General features: G+C 64.0%; 12 protein-coding genes and 1 pseudogene. 8 read left to right on the plus strand and 5 right to left on the minus strand.

Annotated elements, in window-relative coordinates; genetic code table 11:
- Positions 1-54 precede the first annotated feature (54 nt).
- Positions 55-846, plus strand: coding sequence for an iron-containing redox enzyme family protein (locus BN1188_RS14400; RefSeq protein ID WP_040262135.1), 792 nt, complete (start codon positions 55-57; stop codon positions 844-846).
- 164 nt (positions 847-1,010) lie between these two features.
- Here BN1188_RS14400 and BN1188_RS14405 read toward each other — a convergent pair whose 3' ends face one another.
- Genes BN1188_RS14405 through BN1188_RS14420 form a run of 4 tightly spaced genes read right to left on the minus strand, consistent with a single transcriptional unit; the run spans position 1,011 to position 4,535 of the window.
- Positions 1,011-1,751 carry a YciK family oxidoreductase gene (locus BN1188_RS14405; protein ID WP_040262136.1) on the minus strand — a complete coding sequence of 247 codons (741 nt, stop codon included), beginning with the start codon at positions 1,749-1,751 and terminating at the stop codon, positions 1,011-1,013.
- Positions 1,752-1,777: 26 nt separating this feature from the next.
- Positions 1,778-2,449 carry an N-acetylmuramic acid 6-phosphate phosphatase MupP gene (gene mupP / locus BN1188_RS14410; protein ID WP_040262137.1) on the minus strand — a complete coding sequence of 224 codons (672 nt, stop codon included), beginning with the start codon at positions 2,447-2,449 and terminating at the stop codon, positions 1,778-1,780.
- A gap of 1 nt (position 2,450) precedes the next feature.
- Positions 2,451-3,149, minus strand: coding sequence for a bifunctional 2-polyprenyl-6-hydroxyphenol methylase/3-demethylubiquinol 3-O-methyltransferase UbiG (ubiG, locus tag BN1188_RS14415; protein ID WP_040262138.1), 699 nt, complete (start codon positions 3,147-3,149; stop codon positions 2,451-2,453).
- 54 nt (positions 3,150-3,203) lie between these two features.
- Positions 3,204-4,535, minus strand: a complete 1,332-nt coding sequence (locus tag BN1188_RS14420) for a TRZ/ATZ family hydrolase (protein WP_040262139.1) — start codon at positions 4,533-4,535, stop codon at positions 3,204-3,206.
- A gap of 104 nt (positions 4,536-4,639) precedes the next feature.
- On the opposite strand from BN1188_RS14420, the gene mtnA reads away from it, so the two are divergent.
- From mtnA to rpsA, 7 genes and pseudogenes are all read left to right on the plus strand, one after another.
- Positions 4,640-5,716: an S-methyl-5-thioribose-1-phosphate isomerase gene (mtnA, locus tag BN1188_RS14425; protein WP_040262140.1), complete on the plus strand. Its 1,077-nt coding sequence runs from the start codon at positions 4,640-4,642 to the stop codon at positions 5,714-5,716.
- A 319-nt stretch (positions 5,717-6,035) separates the two neighbouring features.
- Entirely contained in the window at positions 6,036-8,708 is a 2,673-nt protein-coding gene (gyrA, locus tag BN1188_RS14430; RefSeq protein WP_040262141.1) for a DNA gyrase subunit A, read from the plus strand.
- A gap of 78 nt (positions 8,709-8,786) precedes the next feature.
- Positions 8,787-9,869 carry a 3-phosphoserine/phosphohydroxythreonine transaminase gene (gene serC, locus BN1188_RS14435; protein ID WP_040263982.1) on the plus strand — a complete coding sequence of 361 codons (1,083 nt, stop codon included), beginning with the start codon at positions 8,787-8,789 and terminating at the stop codon, positions 9,867-9,869.
- Entirely contained in the window at positions 9,869-10,975 is a 1,107-nt protein-coding gene (gene pheA, locus BN1188_RS14440) for a prephenate dehydratase (protein ID WP_040262142.1), read from the plus strand. The genes serC and pheA overlap by 1 nt, the downstream gene beginning before the upstream one ends.
- 90 nt (positions 10,976-11,065) lie before the next feature.
- Positions 11,066-11,974 (plus strand): annotated as a pseudogene (locus tag BN1188_RS14445) (prephenate dehydrogenase/arogenate dehydrogenase family protein); the annotation flags it as partial.
- A gap of 186 nt (positions 11,975-12,160) precedes the next feature.
- A complete protein-coding gene (cmk, locus tag BN1188_RS14450) occupies positions 12,161-12,847 on the plus strand; it encodes a (d)CMP kinase (RefSeq protein WP_040262145.1) in 687 nt (228 codons plus the stop codon).
- A gap of 136 nt (positions 12,848-12,983) precedes the next feature.
- On the plus strand, positions 12,984-14,666 hold the full coding sequence (gene rpsA, locus BN1188_RS14455; RefSeq protein ID WP_040262146.1) for a 30S ribosomal protein S1: 1,683 nt from the start codon (positions 12,984-12,986) through the stop codon (positions 14,664-14,666).
- Between the two features lie 319 nt (positions 14,667-14,985).
- Here the strand turns inward: rpsA and BN1188_RS14460 are convergent, their stop codons facing one another.
- Positions 14,986-16,362, minus strand: a complete 1,377-nt coding sequence (locus tag BN1188_RS14460; RefSeq protein ID WP_052469284.1) for a TraR/DksA C4-type zinc finger protein — start codon at positions 16,360-16,362, stop codon at positions 14,986-14,988.
- Between the last annotated feature and the right edge of the window lie 355 nt (positions 16,363-16,717).

Here is a 16,717-nt window from a genome sequence, read left to right on the forward strand (position 1 = left end):
GGCAAGGGCAGCGAACCTTGCGGTAGTTTTTCACCAACAGAAAGGAAGTTGTCGATGAATGATGTAGCGGATTCAGGTTTCACTCGCACCGGCCCTCTGATGGAAGCATCCAGCTATCCGGCATGGGCCCAGCAACTGTTGCGTGATTGCAGCATTGCCAAGCGGCGCGTGGTGCAACATGAACTGTACCAGCGGATGCGAGACAACAAGCTCAGCGCCGGCACCATGCGCCAGTACCTGATTGGCGGCTGGCCCGTGGTGGAGCAGTTCTCGCTGTACATGGCTCATAACCTGACCAAGACCCGTTTCGGTCGCCATCCAGGCGAAGACATGGCGCGCCGCTGGTTGATGCGCAACATCCGAGTCGAACTGAACCATGCCGATTACTGGGTCAACTGGTGCGCGGCTCACGGTGTGACCCTGGAAGACCTGCAGGCCCAGAAAGTGCCGCCGGAGCTGCAATCGCTCAGCCATTGGTGCTGGCAGACCTGTACCGCCGACTCGCTGGTAATCGCCATGGCCGCGACCAACTACGCCATCGAAGGCGCGACCGGCGAATGGTCGGCCGTGGTGTGCTCCAGCGATGTGTATGCCAATGCCTTCCCTGAGGAAACCCGCAAGCGCGCCATGAAGTGGCTGAAGATGCATGCCCAGTATGACGACGCGCATCCATGGGAAGCCTTGGAAATCATCTGCACCCTGGCTGGGAACGACCCGTCCCAGGCCCTGCAGGACGAGCTGCGCAAAGCCATCTGCAAGAGCTACGACTATATGTTCCTGTTCCTGGAGCGCTGCATGGAGCTGGAGAACAAGAGCGTCCAGCGCGAGCGCGAAGCGGTGGCCTGATCCTACCGTGGACGGGAGCCAACTCGCCAGCTTCGCTGGCTCCCACCCAGATCCTCAGCGGCAATGATTTTGCTCATCTGTTGACCTAAAGGGCTGGTTCACCCGGTGGGAGGCAGCGAAGCTGCCGAATTCCCAGGGCGGCAGGGCTTGACTACAAAAGCCTGTCAGCGGGCATCGAAGGCGCGGCCGTTGATGCCGGCGCTGTCGGGCCCCATCAGGTAAAGGTAGATCGGCATGATGTCCTCAGGGGTGGGGTTGCGTTGCGGGTCCTCGTCCGGGTAGGCCTGGGCGCGCATGTCGGTGCGGGTGCCGCCGGGGTTGAGGCTGTTGGCGCGGATCAGCGAGCTGCCGGCGCATTCGTCGGCGAGCGTTTGCATCAGCCCTTCGGTGGCGAACTTGGACACCGCGTAGGCCCCCCACTGGGCGCGGCCCTTGCGGCCCACGCTGCTGGACGTAAAGATCACCGAGGCCTCCTTGGAACGATGCAGCAGCGGCAGCATGGCCCGGGTGAGCATGAAGGTGGCATTGACGTTCACCTGCATGACCTGGACGAACTCCTGGTCCGGGGTTTCATCCAGGGTCGCCCGCGGCCCGAGGATGGACGCGTTGTGCAGCAAGCCATCCAGGCAATCGAAGCGCTGCTCGATCGCCACTTCCAGTCGCTCGTAGTCCGCGGTTTTCGCGGTTTCCAGATCCAGCGGGTAGACCATCGGCGTCAGGTGGCCTGCCTGGCGGATGCGCTGGGCCACGGCTTCCAGATGACTGCGGGTTCTGCCCAGCAGGATGACCTGGGCGCCATGGGCGGCGTAGGTTTGCGCCGCCGTGGCGCCAATGCCGCGGCCGGCGCCAGTGACCAGGATCACCCGGTTGGCCAGTAGGTCGGGGGCTGCCTTGTACTCGAACATCGCGGGGTCTCCTGCCTTTGGCGCGGTCAGCAGCCGCAGAGGGCGCGATCCAGAAGGTCGCGCAGCTCCGCGGGATGGCTGACGACAGCGTCCGCGCCCCAGTGATCGGGGTTGTCGTCAGGATGAATATAGCCGTAACGCACCGCGACGGTCTTGGTTCCGGCATCCCGGCCGGATTCGATGTCACGCAGGTCATCGCCCACGAACAGCACCCGGGACGGGTCCAGGCCGAGGGTATTGCAGGCCAGGGTCAGCGGCTCCGGGTCCGGCTTGCTGCGGGTCACATGGTCGGGGCAGATCAGCACCCGCGAGCGTTCAGCCAGGCCCAGCTGGCGCATGATCGGCTCGGCGAAGCGCACAGGCTTGTTGGTGACCACGCCCCAGATCAGCCCAGCCTTCTCGAGGTCTTGCAGCAGCGCTTCCATGCCGTCGTACAAATGGGTATGCACCGCGCAGTGGGCCTGGTAACGCTCCAGGAACTCCAGGCGCAGAGCTTCGAAACCCTCGTCTTGCGGCGTCAGGCCGAAGGTGGCGCTGACCATGGCGCGGGCGCCGCCGGAGACCACATCACGGATCAGTTGGTCGGCGACCGCAGGCCGGCCGCGCTCGGCCAGCATGGCCTGGCAGACGGCGATGAAGTCCGGGGCCGTGTCGAGCAGGGTCCCGTCCATGTCGAAGAGTACGGCGTCCAGGCGCATCTCAAGCCTCCCGCAGGGTTTGGACCATATAGTTGACGTCCACGTCCGACGCCAGCTTGTAATGCTTGGTCAGCGGGTTGTAGGTAAGCCCGATCATGTCCTTGACCCGCAGGTCCGCGGCACGGCTCCAGTTGCCCAGCTCGGAAGGACGGATGAATTTCTTGAAGTCGTGAGTGCCGCGGGGCAGCAGCTTCATGATGTATTCGGCGCCGACAATGGCGAACAGATAGGCCTTGGGGTTGCGGTTGATGGTGGAGAAGAACACCTGGCCGCCCGGCTTGACCAGGCGGGCGCAGGCGCGGATCACCGAGGACGGGTCCGGCACGTGCTCGAGCATTTCCAGGCAGGTCACCACGTCATAGGTGCCCGGCTGTTCGTCGGCCAGCGCCTCGGCGGTCACCTGGCGATAGTCGACCTCGACGCCGGATTCAAGCTGATGCAGGCGGGCCACGGCCAGGGGCGCTTCGCCCATGTCGATACCGGTGACCTTGGCGCCGCGCAAGGCCATGGCCTCGCTGAGGATGCCGCCGCCACAGCCCACGTCCAGCACCGTCTTGCCGGCCAGGTGGGCGCGCTCGTCGATCCAGTTCACCCGCAGCGGATTGATCTCGTGCAGGGGCTTGAATTCGCTTTCACGGTCCCACCAGCGGTGGGCGAGGGCTTCGAATTTGGCGATTTCGGCGTTATCGACGTTGCTCATGAACGGTCCTTGAAGCGAAAAGAAGAAGAAAGCGGCGAACAGGCCCCGGGCCGGTCAGCGCGGGGCGCCCTCGGCGATGCGTTCGCCCCAGGCGCTGGCGCGGGCGATGAGTTCGGCCTCGTCGAAGCCGGTCAGTCGGCCCCCGTCGAGCAGCGCCTGGCCGGCCACCCAGAGGTGGCTGACACAGTCGCGGCCGGCGGCGTAGATCAGTTGCGAAACCGGGTTATAGATAGGTTGGAGGGCCAGCCCCGAAAGGTCGAACGCGACCACGTCCGCGGCCTTGCCCACTTCCAGCGAGCCGATGCAGCCGTCCAGGCCCAGGGCACGGGCGCCGTTCAGGGTGGCCATGCGCAGGGCCCGGTGGGCATCGACGGCGGTGGCCGAGCCGGCGACGGCCTTGGCCAGGAGCGCGGCGGTGCGGGTTTCGGCGAGCAGGTCCAGGTCGTTGTTGCTGGCCGCGCCGTCGGTGCCGATGGCCACGTTCACGCCCGCCTGCCAAAGACGCTCGATAGGGCAGAAGCCGCTGGCCAGCTTGAGGTTGGATTCCGGGCAATGCACCACGCTGCAGTTGTATTCCACCAGCATGGCCAGGTCTTCGTCGTTCACCTGGGTCATGTGCACGGCCTGGAAGCGCGGGCCGAGCAGGCCCAGCCGGGCCAGGCGGGCCAGCGGGCGCTCGCCCGTGGCGTCCACGGCCTGCTGCACCTCGAAGGCGGTTTCATGCACGTGCATCTGAATGGGCGCATCCAGCTGGTTGGCCAGCACTCGCACCTGTTCCAGGTTGGCATCGCCCACGGTGTAGGGCGCGTGAGGGCCAAAGGCCAGGCTGATGCGCGGGTGGGCACGCAACTCATCGAACAGGGCGATGCCCTGGCGCAGGGCGTCGTCGCTGTCGCGGGCGCCAGGTACGGGAAAATCCAGCACTGGCACGGATATCTGTGCCCGGGCGCCGCTTTCATGGATGCGCTCGGCCGCCACCGCCGGATAGAAATACATGTCGGCGAAGCAACTGATGCCGCCCTTGATCTGTTCGGCGATGGCCAGGTCCATGCCGTCGCGGATGAAGGCTTCATCCACCCATTTCGCTTCGGCGGGCCAGATATGGTCCTGCAGCCAGCTCATCAGCGGCAGGTCGTCGGCCAGGCCGCGGAACAGGCTCATGGCGCCATGGCCGTGGGCGTTCACCAGGCCCGGGGCGAGCAGGCAGCCGGGCAGTTCGCGTTTTTCCCGGTGGGGCTGGGCCAGGCCTTCGGCCCGCGGGCCCATGAAGGCAATGAGGCCGTCGCGGATGCCCAAGGCATAGTCGGTGAACACCACGCCCGCCGGTTCCACCGGGACCAGCCAGGTCGGCAGCAACAGAAGGTCAAGGGCGGCGGCTTGAGGCATGGGAGGGTTCCGATGAGAGGGCGATGTGCTCGAAGTATACCCGAGCGTCTTTCCCGGGGGAGCGGTATAATCGGCGGTTTTTGGCGGCTTGAGTGGGGTGGGGCATGCGCGATCGGCTTTTGGCGGCGGAGAAGGTAAAAGCGATCGACTGGCGTGACGGCGCGCTCTTCCTGCTGGACCAGCGCCTGCTGCCGGGCGTCGAAACCTGGGTTCGCTATGAAGACGCGGCGGAAGTGGCCGGGGCCATTCGGGCGATGATCGTGCGCGGCGCGCCGGCCATTGGCATCGCGGCGGCCTACGGCGTGGTGCTGTCGGCGGCCGCGCGCCTGCGTGGTGGCGGCGACTGGCAGGCGGCCGTGGCCGCGGATATTGCCTTGCTGGCCGATTCCCGGCCCACTGCGGTCAACCTGTTCTGGGCGCTCAACCGCATGCGCGACCGCCTGGCTCGCCTGCGCGACGGTGAGTCGGCCGTGGCCGCTCTCGAGGCCGAGGCGGTGGACATCCACCAGAGCGACCGCGAGGCCAACCTCACCATGGCCCAGCTTGGCGTGGAGCTGATCCGCCGACACCAGGGCAACATGCAGACCCTGCTCACCCACTGCAATACCGGGGCGCTGGCCACCGGCGGTTTCGGCACGGCCCTGGGCGTGATCCGCGGCGCCTGGCTCGAAGGCATGGTGGAGCGGGTATACGCCGACGAAACCCGGCCTTGGTTGCAGGGCTCGCGGCTGACGGCCTGGGAGCTGGCCAACGAAGGCATTCCGGTTTCCCTGAATGCCGATTCGGCCGCCGCCCACATCATGAAGACCAAGGGCGTGACCTGGGTCATCGTGGGGGCGGACCGCATCACCGCCAACGGCGACGTGGCCAACAAGATCGGCACCTACCAGCTGGCGGTCAATGCCATGCACCACGGCGTGCGCTTCATGGTGGTGGCGCCTAGCTCCACCATCGACATGACCCTGGAAAGCGGGGACCTCATCCCCATCGAGGAGCGACTGGGCAGCGAGCTGCTGGAAGTGGGCGGCACCCGCATCGGGGCCAACGTGGAAGCCTTCAATCCAGTGTTCGACGTCACCCCGGCTGACCTGATCGATGCCATCGTTACCGAGAAGGGTGTGATCGAGCGGCCCGACACTGCCAAGATGGCTCAATTGATGTGCCGCAAGCGCTTGCACTGACGGCCGCGCGGCCAAGACCATAGCCCAGCGCCCGGCAGGGTCCGGTTGCGCCTTGCCAAGCCTCTATCGCGCTCTGTTCCCGGGCCGGGGCAGGGCGCACAGCCCCTCAATCGCGCTCCAGGCGATTTTCTCCTTCCGGCTTCCTCCTCCAAGGCCCTCTTTGGGATAGGCCTCAGACGCGCTCTGTGGTAACATCCGGCGGTTTGGAGACGGGCCGTTATCGAGGCGCGTCCCCTGTTTGTGAGACGCAAGTCGTCAGGTGTGTCGCTGGCCAATGCTGGCTCGGCTGAGTTTCATTACATAAGGAATCAGGCTTCTCATGGGCGAACTGGCCAAAGAAATCCTACCGGTCAATATCGAAGACGAACTCCGGCAGTCGTACCTCGACTACGCCATGAGCGTAATCGTCGGGCGGGCCTTGCCTGACGCGCGCGACGGCTTGAAGCCGGTGCACCGGCGGGTTCTCTATGCCATGAGCGAGCTGGGCAACGACTGGAACAAGCCCTACAAGAAATCGGCCCGTGTGGTCGGTGACGTGATCGGTAAATACCACCCTCACGGTGATACCGCGGTCTACGACACCATCGTGCGCATGGCACAGCCCTTCTCCCTGCGCTACCTGCTGGTGGACGGCCAGGGCAACTTCGGCTCGGTGGACGGCGACAACGCCGCGGCCATGCGATACACCGAAGTGCGCATGACCAAGCTGGCCCATGAGCTGCTTTCCGACCTGCACAAGGAAACCGTCGACTGGGTGCCCAACTACGACGGCACCGAGCTGATTCCCGCGGTGATGCCTACCCGCGTGCCCAACCTGCTGGTCAACGGCTCCAGCGGTATCGCCGTGGGCATGGCCACCAACATCCCGCCCCATAACCTGGGTGAAGTACTCGACGGTTGCCTGGCGATCATCGACAACCCGGACGTGACCGTGGACGAGCTGATGCAGCACATCCCCGGCCCGGACTTCCCCACCGCCGCGGTGATCAACGGGCGCCAGGGCATCATCGAGGCCTACCGCACCGGCCGCGGGCGCATCTACATGCGCGCGCGCTCCACCGTCGAAGACATCGACAAGGTAGGCGGCCGCCAGCAGATCGTGGTCACCGAGCTGCCGTACCAGCTCAACAAGGCGCGGCTGATCGAGAAGATCGCCGAGCTGGTCAAGGAAAAGAAACTCGAAGGCATCACCGAGCTGCGCGACGAGTCCGACAAGGACGGCATGCGCATCGTCATCGAGCTGCGCCGAGGTGAAGTGCCGGAGGTGATCCTCAACAACCTGTACGCGCAAACCCAGCTGCAGGCGGTGTTCGGCATCAACATCGTCGCCCTGGTGGACGGCCGCCCACGGCTGCTGAACCTGAAGGACCTGCTCGAGGCCTTCGTGCGCCATCGTCGCGAAGTGGTGACCCGCCGCACCGTATTCGAGCTGCGCAAGGCGCGTGAGCGCGGCCACATCCTTGAAGGCCAGGCGGTGGCCCTGTCGAACATCGATCCGGTGATCGCCCTGATCAAGGCCTCGCCCACGCCGTCCGAAGCCAAGGAAGCCCTGGTGTCCACCGGCTGGGAGTCCTCGGCGGTGATGACCATGGTCGAGCGCGCCGGCGCCGACAGCTGCCGCCCCGAGAACCTGGACCCGCAATACGGCGTGCGCGACGGCAAGTATTACCTGTCGCCCGAGCAGGCCCAGGCCATCCTCGATCTGCGTCTGCACCGCCTCACCGGCCTGGAGCATGAAAAGCTGCTGGCCGAGTACCAGGAGATCCTCAACCAGATCGGCGAGCTCATCCGCATTCTCAACAGCCCCGAGCGTCTGATGGAAGTCATCCGCGAAGAGCTGGAGCTGATCCGCGCCGAGTATGGCGACGCGCGCCGCACCGAGATCCTCGACGCGCGCCTGGACCTGACCCTCGGCGACATGATTCCCGAAGAGCACCGCGTGGTGACCATTTCCCACGGTGGCTATGCCAAGACCCAGCCCCTGGCGGCCTACCAGGCCCAGCGCCGTGGCGGCAAGGGCAAGTCCGCCACCGGGGTGAAGGATGAGGACTACATTTCCCACCTGCTGGTCGCCAACAGCCACACCACTCTGATGCTGTTCTCCAGCAAGGGCAAGGTGTACTGGCTCAAGACCTATGAGATTCCGGAAGCCTCCCGCGCCGCCCGTGGCCGGCCGCTGGTGAACCTGCTGCCGCTCAGCGAGGGCGAGTACATCACCACCATGCTGCCGGTGGAGGAATACACCGAAGGGCACTTCATCTTCATGGCCACTGCCAACGGTACCGTGAAGAAGGTGCCGCTGGAGCAGTTCAGCCGCCAGCGCAGCGTGGGCCTGATCGCCGTGGAGCTGGACGAAGGCGACGTGCTCATCTCGGCTTCCATCACCGATGGCCAGCGCGAGGTAATGCTGTTCTCCGACGCCGGCAAGGTAACCCGCTTCAACGAGGCCGACGTCCGTCCCATGGGCCGTACCGCCCGTGGGGTGCGCGGCATGCGTCTGGGCGAGAGCCAGCGCCTGATCTCCATGATCATCCCGGAGGAGGGCAGCCAGATCCTCACCGCCTCCGAGCGCGGTTACGGCAAGCGCACCGCCATCGCCGAGTTCCCGCAGTACAACCGTGGCGGCCAGGGCGTGATCGCCATGGTCAGCAACGAGCGTAACGGGCGCCTGGTCGGGGCCGTGCAGGTGCTCGAAGGCGAGGAGATCATGCTGATCTCCGACCAGGGCACCCTGGTGCGTACCCGCGTGGGCGAAGTGTCGAGCCTGGGCCGCAACACCCAGGGCGTGACCCTGATCAAGCTGGCTGCCGACGAGAAGCTGGTAGGCCTGGAGCGGGTTCAGGAGCCGTCCGAGGAAGAGGTGGAGATCTTCGAGAGCGAAGACGCCCTGGCCGCGAGCATGGTGGAAGAATTGATCGAGGCGCCCGCCGATGGCGTCGAGACGCCTGCCGAGGAACTGGGTGACACCGGTGGCGAACCGATCCCCGAATGAACCGGCATTGTGGTGAAGGCGGGCGCCTGGGCGCCCGTCGATGCAAGTACTATCAGCCCTTGTAGAGCGAGAGTGGATGTGAGCAACCGAGCCTTTAACTTCTGCGCAGGCCCCGCTGCGCTCCCTGAAGCCGTCCTGCAGCGCGCCCAGGCGGAGATGCTCGACTGGCATGGCAAGGGCCTTTCCGTCATGGAAATGAGCCACCGCAGCGACGATTACACAGCCCTGGCGCAGAAGGCCGAGCAGGACCTGCGCGATCTGCTGTCCATTCCGTCCAACTACAAGGTGCTGTTCCTGCAGGGCGGCGCCAGCCAGCAGTTCGCCGAGATCCCGTTGAACCTGCTGCCAGAAGGCGGCGTGGCGGACTACATCGATACCGGCATCTGGTCGCGCAAGGCCATCGACGAGGCGCGTCGCTACGGGACCATCAACGTGGCCGCGTCCGCCAAGCCCCTGGACTACCTGGACCTTCCCGTCCAGGCCGAGTGGAAGCTGAGCGACCAGGCCGCCTACGTCCATTACGCCAGCAATGAAACCATCGGTGGCCTGGAATTCCAGTGGGTACCCCAGGTGGACGCGCCCCTGGTGGTGGACATGTCGTCCAACATTCTGTCACGGCCGATCAACGTCGCCGACTACGGCATGATCTACGCCGGCGCCCAGAAGAACATCGGCCCCAGCGGGCTGGTGGTGGTGATCATTCGCGAAGACCTGCTCGGCAACGCCCGCGCCAGCTGCCCCACCATGCTCAACTACAAGGTGGCGGCGGACAACGGCTCCATGTACAACACCCCGGCCACCTATTCCTGGTACCTCTCCGGGCTGGTGTTCGAGTGGCTCAAGGAGCAGGGCGGCGTCACCGCCATGGAACAGCGCAACCGGGCCAAGAAAGACAAGCTCTATGCCTTCATCGACGGCAGCGACTTCTACAGCAACCCGATCGCGCCCGCGGCTCGCTCCTGGATGAACGTGCCGTTCCGCCTGGCCGACGAGCGCCTGGACAGCGCCTTCCTGGCCGGGGCCGATGCCCGCGGCCTGCTCAACCTCAAGGGCCATCGTTCGGTAGGCGGCATGCGCGCTTCCATCTACAACGCCCTGGGCATGAACGCCATCGATGCCCTGGTGGCCTACATGGCCGAGTTCGAGAAGGAACATGCCTGATGACGGATGCAAACTCTGACCAGGCGCTCAAGGCACTGCGGCTGCGCATCGACAGCCTCGACGAAAAGATCCTCGAACTGATCAGTGACCGCGCCCGCTGCGCCCAGGAGGTCGCCCGGGTCAAGATGGGTTCCCTCGCCGCCGGCGAGCAGCCCGTGTTCTACCGCCCCGAGCGCGAAGCCCAGGTGCTCAAGCGGGTCATGGACCGCAACCAGGGCCCCCTGGGTGACGAGGAAATGGCGCGCCTGTTCCGGGAGATCATGTCCACCTGCCTGGCCCTCGAGCAGCCCTTGAAAGTGGCTTACCTGGGCCCGGAAGGCACCTTCACCCAGGCCGCGGCCATGAAGCACTTCGGCCACGCCGTGATCAGCCAGCCCATGGCGGCCATCGACGAAGTGTTCCGCGAGGTGGTGGCCGGCGCGGTGAACTTCGGCGTGGTGCCGGTGGAGAACTCCACCGAAGGCGCGGTGAACCACACCCTGGACAGCTTCCTCGAGCATGACCTGGTCATCTGCGGGGAGGTGGAGCTGCGCATTCACCACCATCTGCTGATCGGTTCCAATACCAAGACCGACAGCATTTCGCGCATCTACTCCCATGCCCAATCCCTGGCGCAGTGCCGCAAGTGGCTGGACGCCCATTACCCCAACGTGGAGCGGGTGGCGGTGTCCAGCAACGCCGAGGCCGCCAAGCGGGTCAAGGGGGAGTGGAACTCCGCCGCCATCGCCGGCGACATGGCCGCCAGCCTCTATGAGCTGGATCGCCTGGCCGAGAAGATCGAGGACCGCCCGGACAACTCGACGCGCTTCCTGATCATCGGCAACCAGGAAGTGCCGCCCACCGGCGACGACAAGACGTCCGTCATCGTGTCCATGCAGAACAAGCCTGGCGCATTGCACGAGCTGTTGATGCCGTTCCACGAGAACCATATCGACCTCACCCGTATCGAGACCCGACCGTCTCGCAGCGGCAAGTGGACCTACGTCTTCTTCATCGATTTCATCGGCCATCACCGGGATCCGCTCATCAAGGCGGTGCTCGAGCGCATCAGCGGCGAGTCGGTCGCGCTGAAGGTGCTGGGGTCCTATCCCAAGGCCGTGCTCTGACCTTCGCTCCCCGGCCCGCTACAGGCGCGCCTCTGTATAACTGGATCGCGGCGGCAGCCCCGCCGCGGTCAAGGCTTCCCGGATGTTCCCATGTCGAATGAAAACACTTCCCGCCCCGCGCCGCTGATTGGACGCCTGGTTGTCGTAGGCCTTGGCCTGATCGGTGGCTCCTTCGCCAAGGGCATGCGCGAGAGCGGGCTTTGCCGGGAGGTGGTGGGCGTGGACCTGGACGCCCGGTGCCGCCTGCGCGCGGTCGAGCTTGGGGTGACCGATCGCTGCGAGTCGTCCCTGGCCCAGGCCTGTCAGGGCGCGGATGTGATCCAGCTGGCAGTACCTATCCTGGCCATGGAGCGCGTGCTGGGATTGCTGGCCGAGCTGGACCTGGGCGATGCGGTGATCACCGACGTGGGAAGCGCCAAGGGCAATATCGTGCGGGCCGCCCGTCAGGCCTTGCCGGAGCAATTGAGCCGTCTGGTGCCAGGGCACCCCATCGCCGGCTCCGAGCAGAGCGGGGTAGAGGCGGCCAATGGCGCGCTCTTCCACTGCCACAAGGTCATTCTTACGCCCTTGCCGGAAACCGAGCCGAGCGCCGTGGCCAAGGTGGAAGCCCTATGGCGTGCCCTCGGGGCAGATGTGGAACACATGGAGGTGGAGCGCCACGACGAAGTGCTCGCGGCCACCAGCCACCTGCCGCACCTGTTGGCCTTCAACCTGGTGGATTCGCTGGCGCGGCGCGACGAGAGCCTGGAGATCTTCCGCTACGCGGCCGGGGGCTTCCGTGACTTTACCCGGATCGCCGGCAGCGACCCGATCATGTGGCACGACATCTTCCTGGCCAACCGCGACGCGGTGCTGCGCCAGTTGGACAGCTTCCGCGCCGACCTAGATGCCCTGCGCGAGGCGGTGGATGGGCGGGACAGCGAGGAGCTGCTGCAGGTGTTCACCCGGGCGCGCATGGCCCGGGAGCATTTTGGCGAGATCCTGGCGACCCGGGCCCGGGCGCGGCAGCCGAAGGCGTCTGAAGAAGGAAGGCAATAGGCCAGTCACTGCCGCTTCTCGCCCCATCGGAGTATCATGCGCCGCGGTTGCGGTTGCCGATAGGGTTGCCGCGGGGCGCTTGCCATTCATTTCAAGGTCCCGGGCGCGCCGCGCGCCAGGGATGCACGTGTCGGAAGAGGGTCTGCTGTGAATTTTCAAGCTCCGGTCATCACCATCGACGGGCCCAGCGGCTCGGGCAAGGGCACGGTCGCCAGCAAGCTGGCCGAGAAGCTGGGCTGGAACCTGCTCGACTCCGGTGCGCTGTACCGCCTGCTGGCGTTCGCCGCGGGCAACCATGGCGTGGCCCTGAGCAATGAGGCTTCGCTGGTGCTGCTGGCCAAGCACCTGGACGTGCAGTTCGTCGCGGCGACGGACCACCGGCTGGACCGCATCGTCCTGGAGGGGGATGATGTCTCCCAGGCCATCCGCAACGAGCAGGTGGGCGCCGCTGCTTCCCAGGTAGCCGCCATCCCTGCCGTCAGGCAAGCCTTGCTGGAGCGGCAGAAGGCCTTCCGCGAAGGCCCGGGCCTGATCGCCGATGGCCGTGACATGGGCACCGTGGTGTTCCCGGACGCGCCCTTGAAGATCTTCCTCACCGCCAGTGCCGAGGAACGCGCACGTCGCCGGTACTTGCAGTTGAAGGCCAAGGGCGATGATGTTAGTCTGGCGAGTCTGTTGGATGAGATACGTCTGCGCGATGAGCGCGACACCCAGCGCGCGGTGGCCCCGCTCAAGCCGGCCCCCGACGCTATCCAGCTCGATTCCACCGAGCTGTCCATCGAACAGGTGCTTGATCGAATCATGAGCGAGGTCGCGCTACGCGGACTCGCCTGACCAGGAAAGCCTTCGGGGTTCCAGCGTAAGCGGCGATGGCCGCTGCCCCCGCAGGCTTTCTTTTACTTGAACGCAGCCCACGTCAACTGGAGCGTGGTTGATGAGCCGATCGCCGGCTCAATTTACAGGAATTAAAATGAGCGAAAGCTTTGCAGAACTTTTTGAAGAAAGCCTGAAAACCCTCAACCTTCAGCCAGGCGCGATCATCACCGGTACTGTTGTCGACATCGACGGCGACTGGGTGACCGTTCACGCCGGTCTGAAGTCCGAGGGCGTCATCCCGCTCGAGCAGTTCTTCAATGAAGCTGGCGAGCTGACCATCAAGGTCGGTGACGAAGTTCACGTCGCGCTGGACGCGGTGGAAGACGGCTTTGGCGAAACCAAGCTGTCCCGTGAAAAAGCCAAGCGCGCCGAGTGCTGGATCGTTCTGGAAGCTGCCTTCGCTGCCGAAGAAGTCGTCAAGGGCGTCATCAACGGCAAGGTCAAGGGCGGTTTCACCGTCGACGTCAACGGCATCCGCGCGTTCCTGCCGGGTTCGCTGGTCGACGTGCGCCCAGTGCGCGACACCACCCACCTCGAAGGCAAAGAGCTCGAGTTCAAGGTCATCAAGCTGGACCAGAAGCGCAACAACGTTGTCGTTTCCCGTCGTAGCGTCCTGGAAGCCGAGAACAGCGCCGAGCGCGAAGCCCTGCTGGAATCCCTGCAGGAAGGCCAGCAGGTCAAGGGTATCGTCAAGAACCTCACCGACTACGGCGCGTTCGTGGACCTGGGCGGCGTGGACGGCCTGCTGCACATCACCGACATGGCCTGGAAGCGTATCAAGCACCCGTCCGAGATCGTCAACGTTGGCGACGAGATCGACGTCAAGGTTCTGAAGTACGATCGCGAGCGTAACCGTGTCTCCCTGGGCCTGAAGCAGCTGGGCGAAGATCCATGGGTTGCCATCAAGGCTCGTTACCCGGAAGGCACCCGCGTGAACGCGCGCGTCACCAACCTGACCGACTACGGCTGCTTCGCAGAGCTGGAAGAAGGCGTGGAAGGTCTGGTGCACGTTTCCGAAATGGACTGGACCAACAAGAACATCCACCCGTCGAAAGTCGTTCAGGTTGGCGACGAAGTGGAAGTCATGGTTCTGGACATCGACGAAGAGCGTCGTCGTATCTCCCTGGGCATCAAGCAGTGCAAGTCCAACCCATGGGAAGACTTCTCCGGCCAGTTCAACAAGGGTGATCGCATCAGCGGTACCATCAAGTCGATCACCGACTTCGGTATCTTCATCGGCCTGGACGGCGGCATCGACGGCCTGGTTCACCTGTCCGACATCTCCTGGAACGAAGCCGGCGAAGAAGCCGTTCGCCGCTTCAAGAAGGGCGACGAGCTGGAAACCGTCATCCTGTCCGTTGATCCTGAGCGTGAGCGCATCTCGCTGGGCATCAAGCAGCTGGAAGATGATCCGTTCTCCAACTTTGTTGCACTGAACGACAAGGGCGCCATCGTCCGCGGTACCGTGAAAGAAGTCGACGCCAAGGGCGCTGTCATCACCCTGGCCGACGACATCGAAGGTACCCTGAAAGCCTCCGAAATCAGCCGTGACCGCGTTGAAGACGCGCGCAACGTGCTGAAGGAAGGCGACGAAGTCGAAGCCAAGATCATCAGCGTCGACCGCAAGTCCCGCGTCATCAGCCTGTCCATCAAGTCGAAGGACGTTGAAGACGAGAAAGAAGCCATTCAGAGCCTGCGCGACAAGCCAGCTTCTGAAAGCGCCGGCCCGACCACCCTGGGTGATCTGCTCCGCGCTCAAATGGAAAAGCAGAACTGAGTTCTGACTTCCATGAAAAAAAGGGGTGACTTCGGTCACCCCTTTTTTTTGCGTCTTTTCAGCCCCGTCTCGGGACACTGTGGGGCCCAGCGCCAGCTAGGGAACCGCTTTGTATGCGACTGCACCCATTCGGCAGCTGCCGCTGCCTCCTACCATCAAGTCCTCCGCGGCTCTCTATGGGACCCAGCGCCAGCTGGGGAACCGGTTTGAATGCGATCGCGCCCATTCGGCAGCTGGCGCTGCCTCCTACCGTCAAGTCCTCCGCAGGCTCTCTGTGGGACCCAGCGCCAGCTGGGGAACCGCTTTTCGGCGGATGGCGCTAGCTCCCGTAGGCGTCCGTGAGCCGCAGGGGATCACCTGGCTGGTTCAATGCCACTGTCTCGTTTTCCAGATGCAGCAGGAGTGTGGCAACTGTCGGCGCCAGGCGCTCACCGGCTTGAAGGGAAGCTGCAAGCGCCATCAAGACCTCGGCTGCCTTGTCCTGCGCCAGGGCAGTCGTGAGGAGCTGACTGGCGGGCTCTCGCAAGCTGGTCTCGGTGGGTTCAGGGTCGGCCTTGAGCCGGGCGAAGCGGCGCAATGCCTCTGCTCCTGGAGTGTCTTCGTCTATCTCGAACAGGGCCCAGAAAACCATGCCAAGGGTCCCGGCAGGCTGTTCTTCCCGGCGGGTCCAGGCGCGCAAGGTCATACCCTCGCGCTCAGCCTTTTCCAGCAGGCGGCGGACCTTGCCCGGTAGGGTAGCGGCCGCCTTGTAGCGGTTGTAGTAGGTACGGTTGGCCAGGCTCGCTGCATCACGAACCGCCCGCCAGGCCACTGACCAGAGCTGAGCCACACTGTAGGTCCGAAGGGCATGCCTGAAGCTGCTCTCCACCTGTTCGAGCTCTTCTTCTTCAAGCAGATGATTATAGGTGAGGCATTCACTACGAAAATAATTCATCACGTCCTGGACGGCGTAGTCCAGCCATAACTCAGTGAGAGCGGCGCCATCGGAGAAACTGCGAGTGCAGAGCGTTTCCAGCCATTGGGCAGCCTCCTGGCCATGCTCGTCATGGGCAAGCGCATACACCACGCTGTCCCGCTTGAACCAAAGCTCGTCGTCCTTGAGAAAATAGGTCCCAGGCGAGGCCTCCAAGGGAAGGTCTATCAGGATTCCGGTTGTCCAGAGGCGTCTGATGAAAGGGATTGGGCTGCTGGGTACCAAGGCCTCGCAATCGGCCAGGGTGAAGGACCCGGAGACCAGGCGGGGCGTAACGGCAGCCTCCAGTGCAAGAAGAATCAACGCCTCGTCGTCCTTGATGGCAGCGTAGTCATAGCGGTGGGCGTCCTGCTCCCTTGCGTGCTCGGCCAACCGAGCGTCCAGGGCAGCGGCCATTTCCGCATCGCGCTGGCGCTTCAGGTTATTGGCCAGCTGCTGGCAGCATTCACAGCGGCGAGAGCTGTGTAGTGGCTGTTTCCTGGCCTCTGATCGACTGCCAATCTCAATCGGATCGCCACATTCCACACAGGGCTGGTTTTCGTCGTAGGCCTTGCAGCGCTCGCGCACGTAGGCGGCGATGGCCCCGCTCTGAGGAATGTCCTTGAAGGGCAGCAGGTCACTGACCTTTTCCAAGAATGCACCTGAATCGTCCATTGCCCAGTAGCGACGTATGAAGGCGACCTCTTCCGGGTCTTCGGTGAATAGCTCTAGCCTGATTGTCATCTGCGGTTGCCGTTATTTCGTGTCAGCAATATCCGTAGCGAAACCTTTCATCCTTGTTTGAAAGGTTCTAAGGGCGTGGAAGTCGGTAAGCCAACTACCAACCCAGCGGCGAGCCTAAGGCAATCGTTGATCCGATTTGAACGGCTTTTGCTTTACGGAATGTTGCGGGAACCCTGACCAAGGTCCGGGTCAAGTACAGGCTTTATCGTTCAAGGCAAAGTCTCAGCGCGACGGCTTTTTGCAGTCAAAACCACGTCGCTCGCAAATTTTCGTAAAAGTCAATACTCAGGCTGTTCAAATGCTTCCGGTCATGCTACAACCTTCTTGCGGTTTCCTAGCTTCTTGATAAAGAAGG

This window comes from Pseudomonas massiliensis (assembly GCF_000826105.1).
GTDB lineage: Bacteria > Pseudomonadota > Gammaproteobacteria > Pseudomonadales > Pseudomonadaceae > Aquipseudomonas > Aquipseudomonas massiliensis.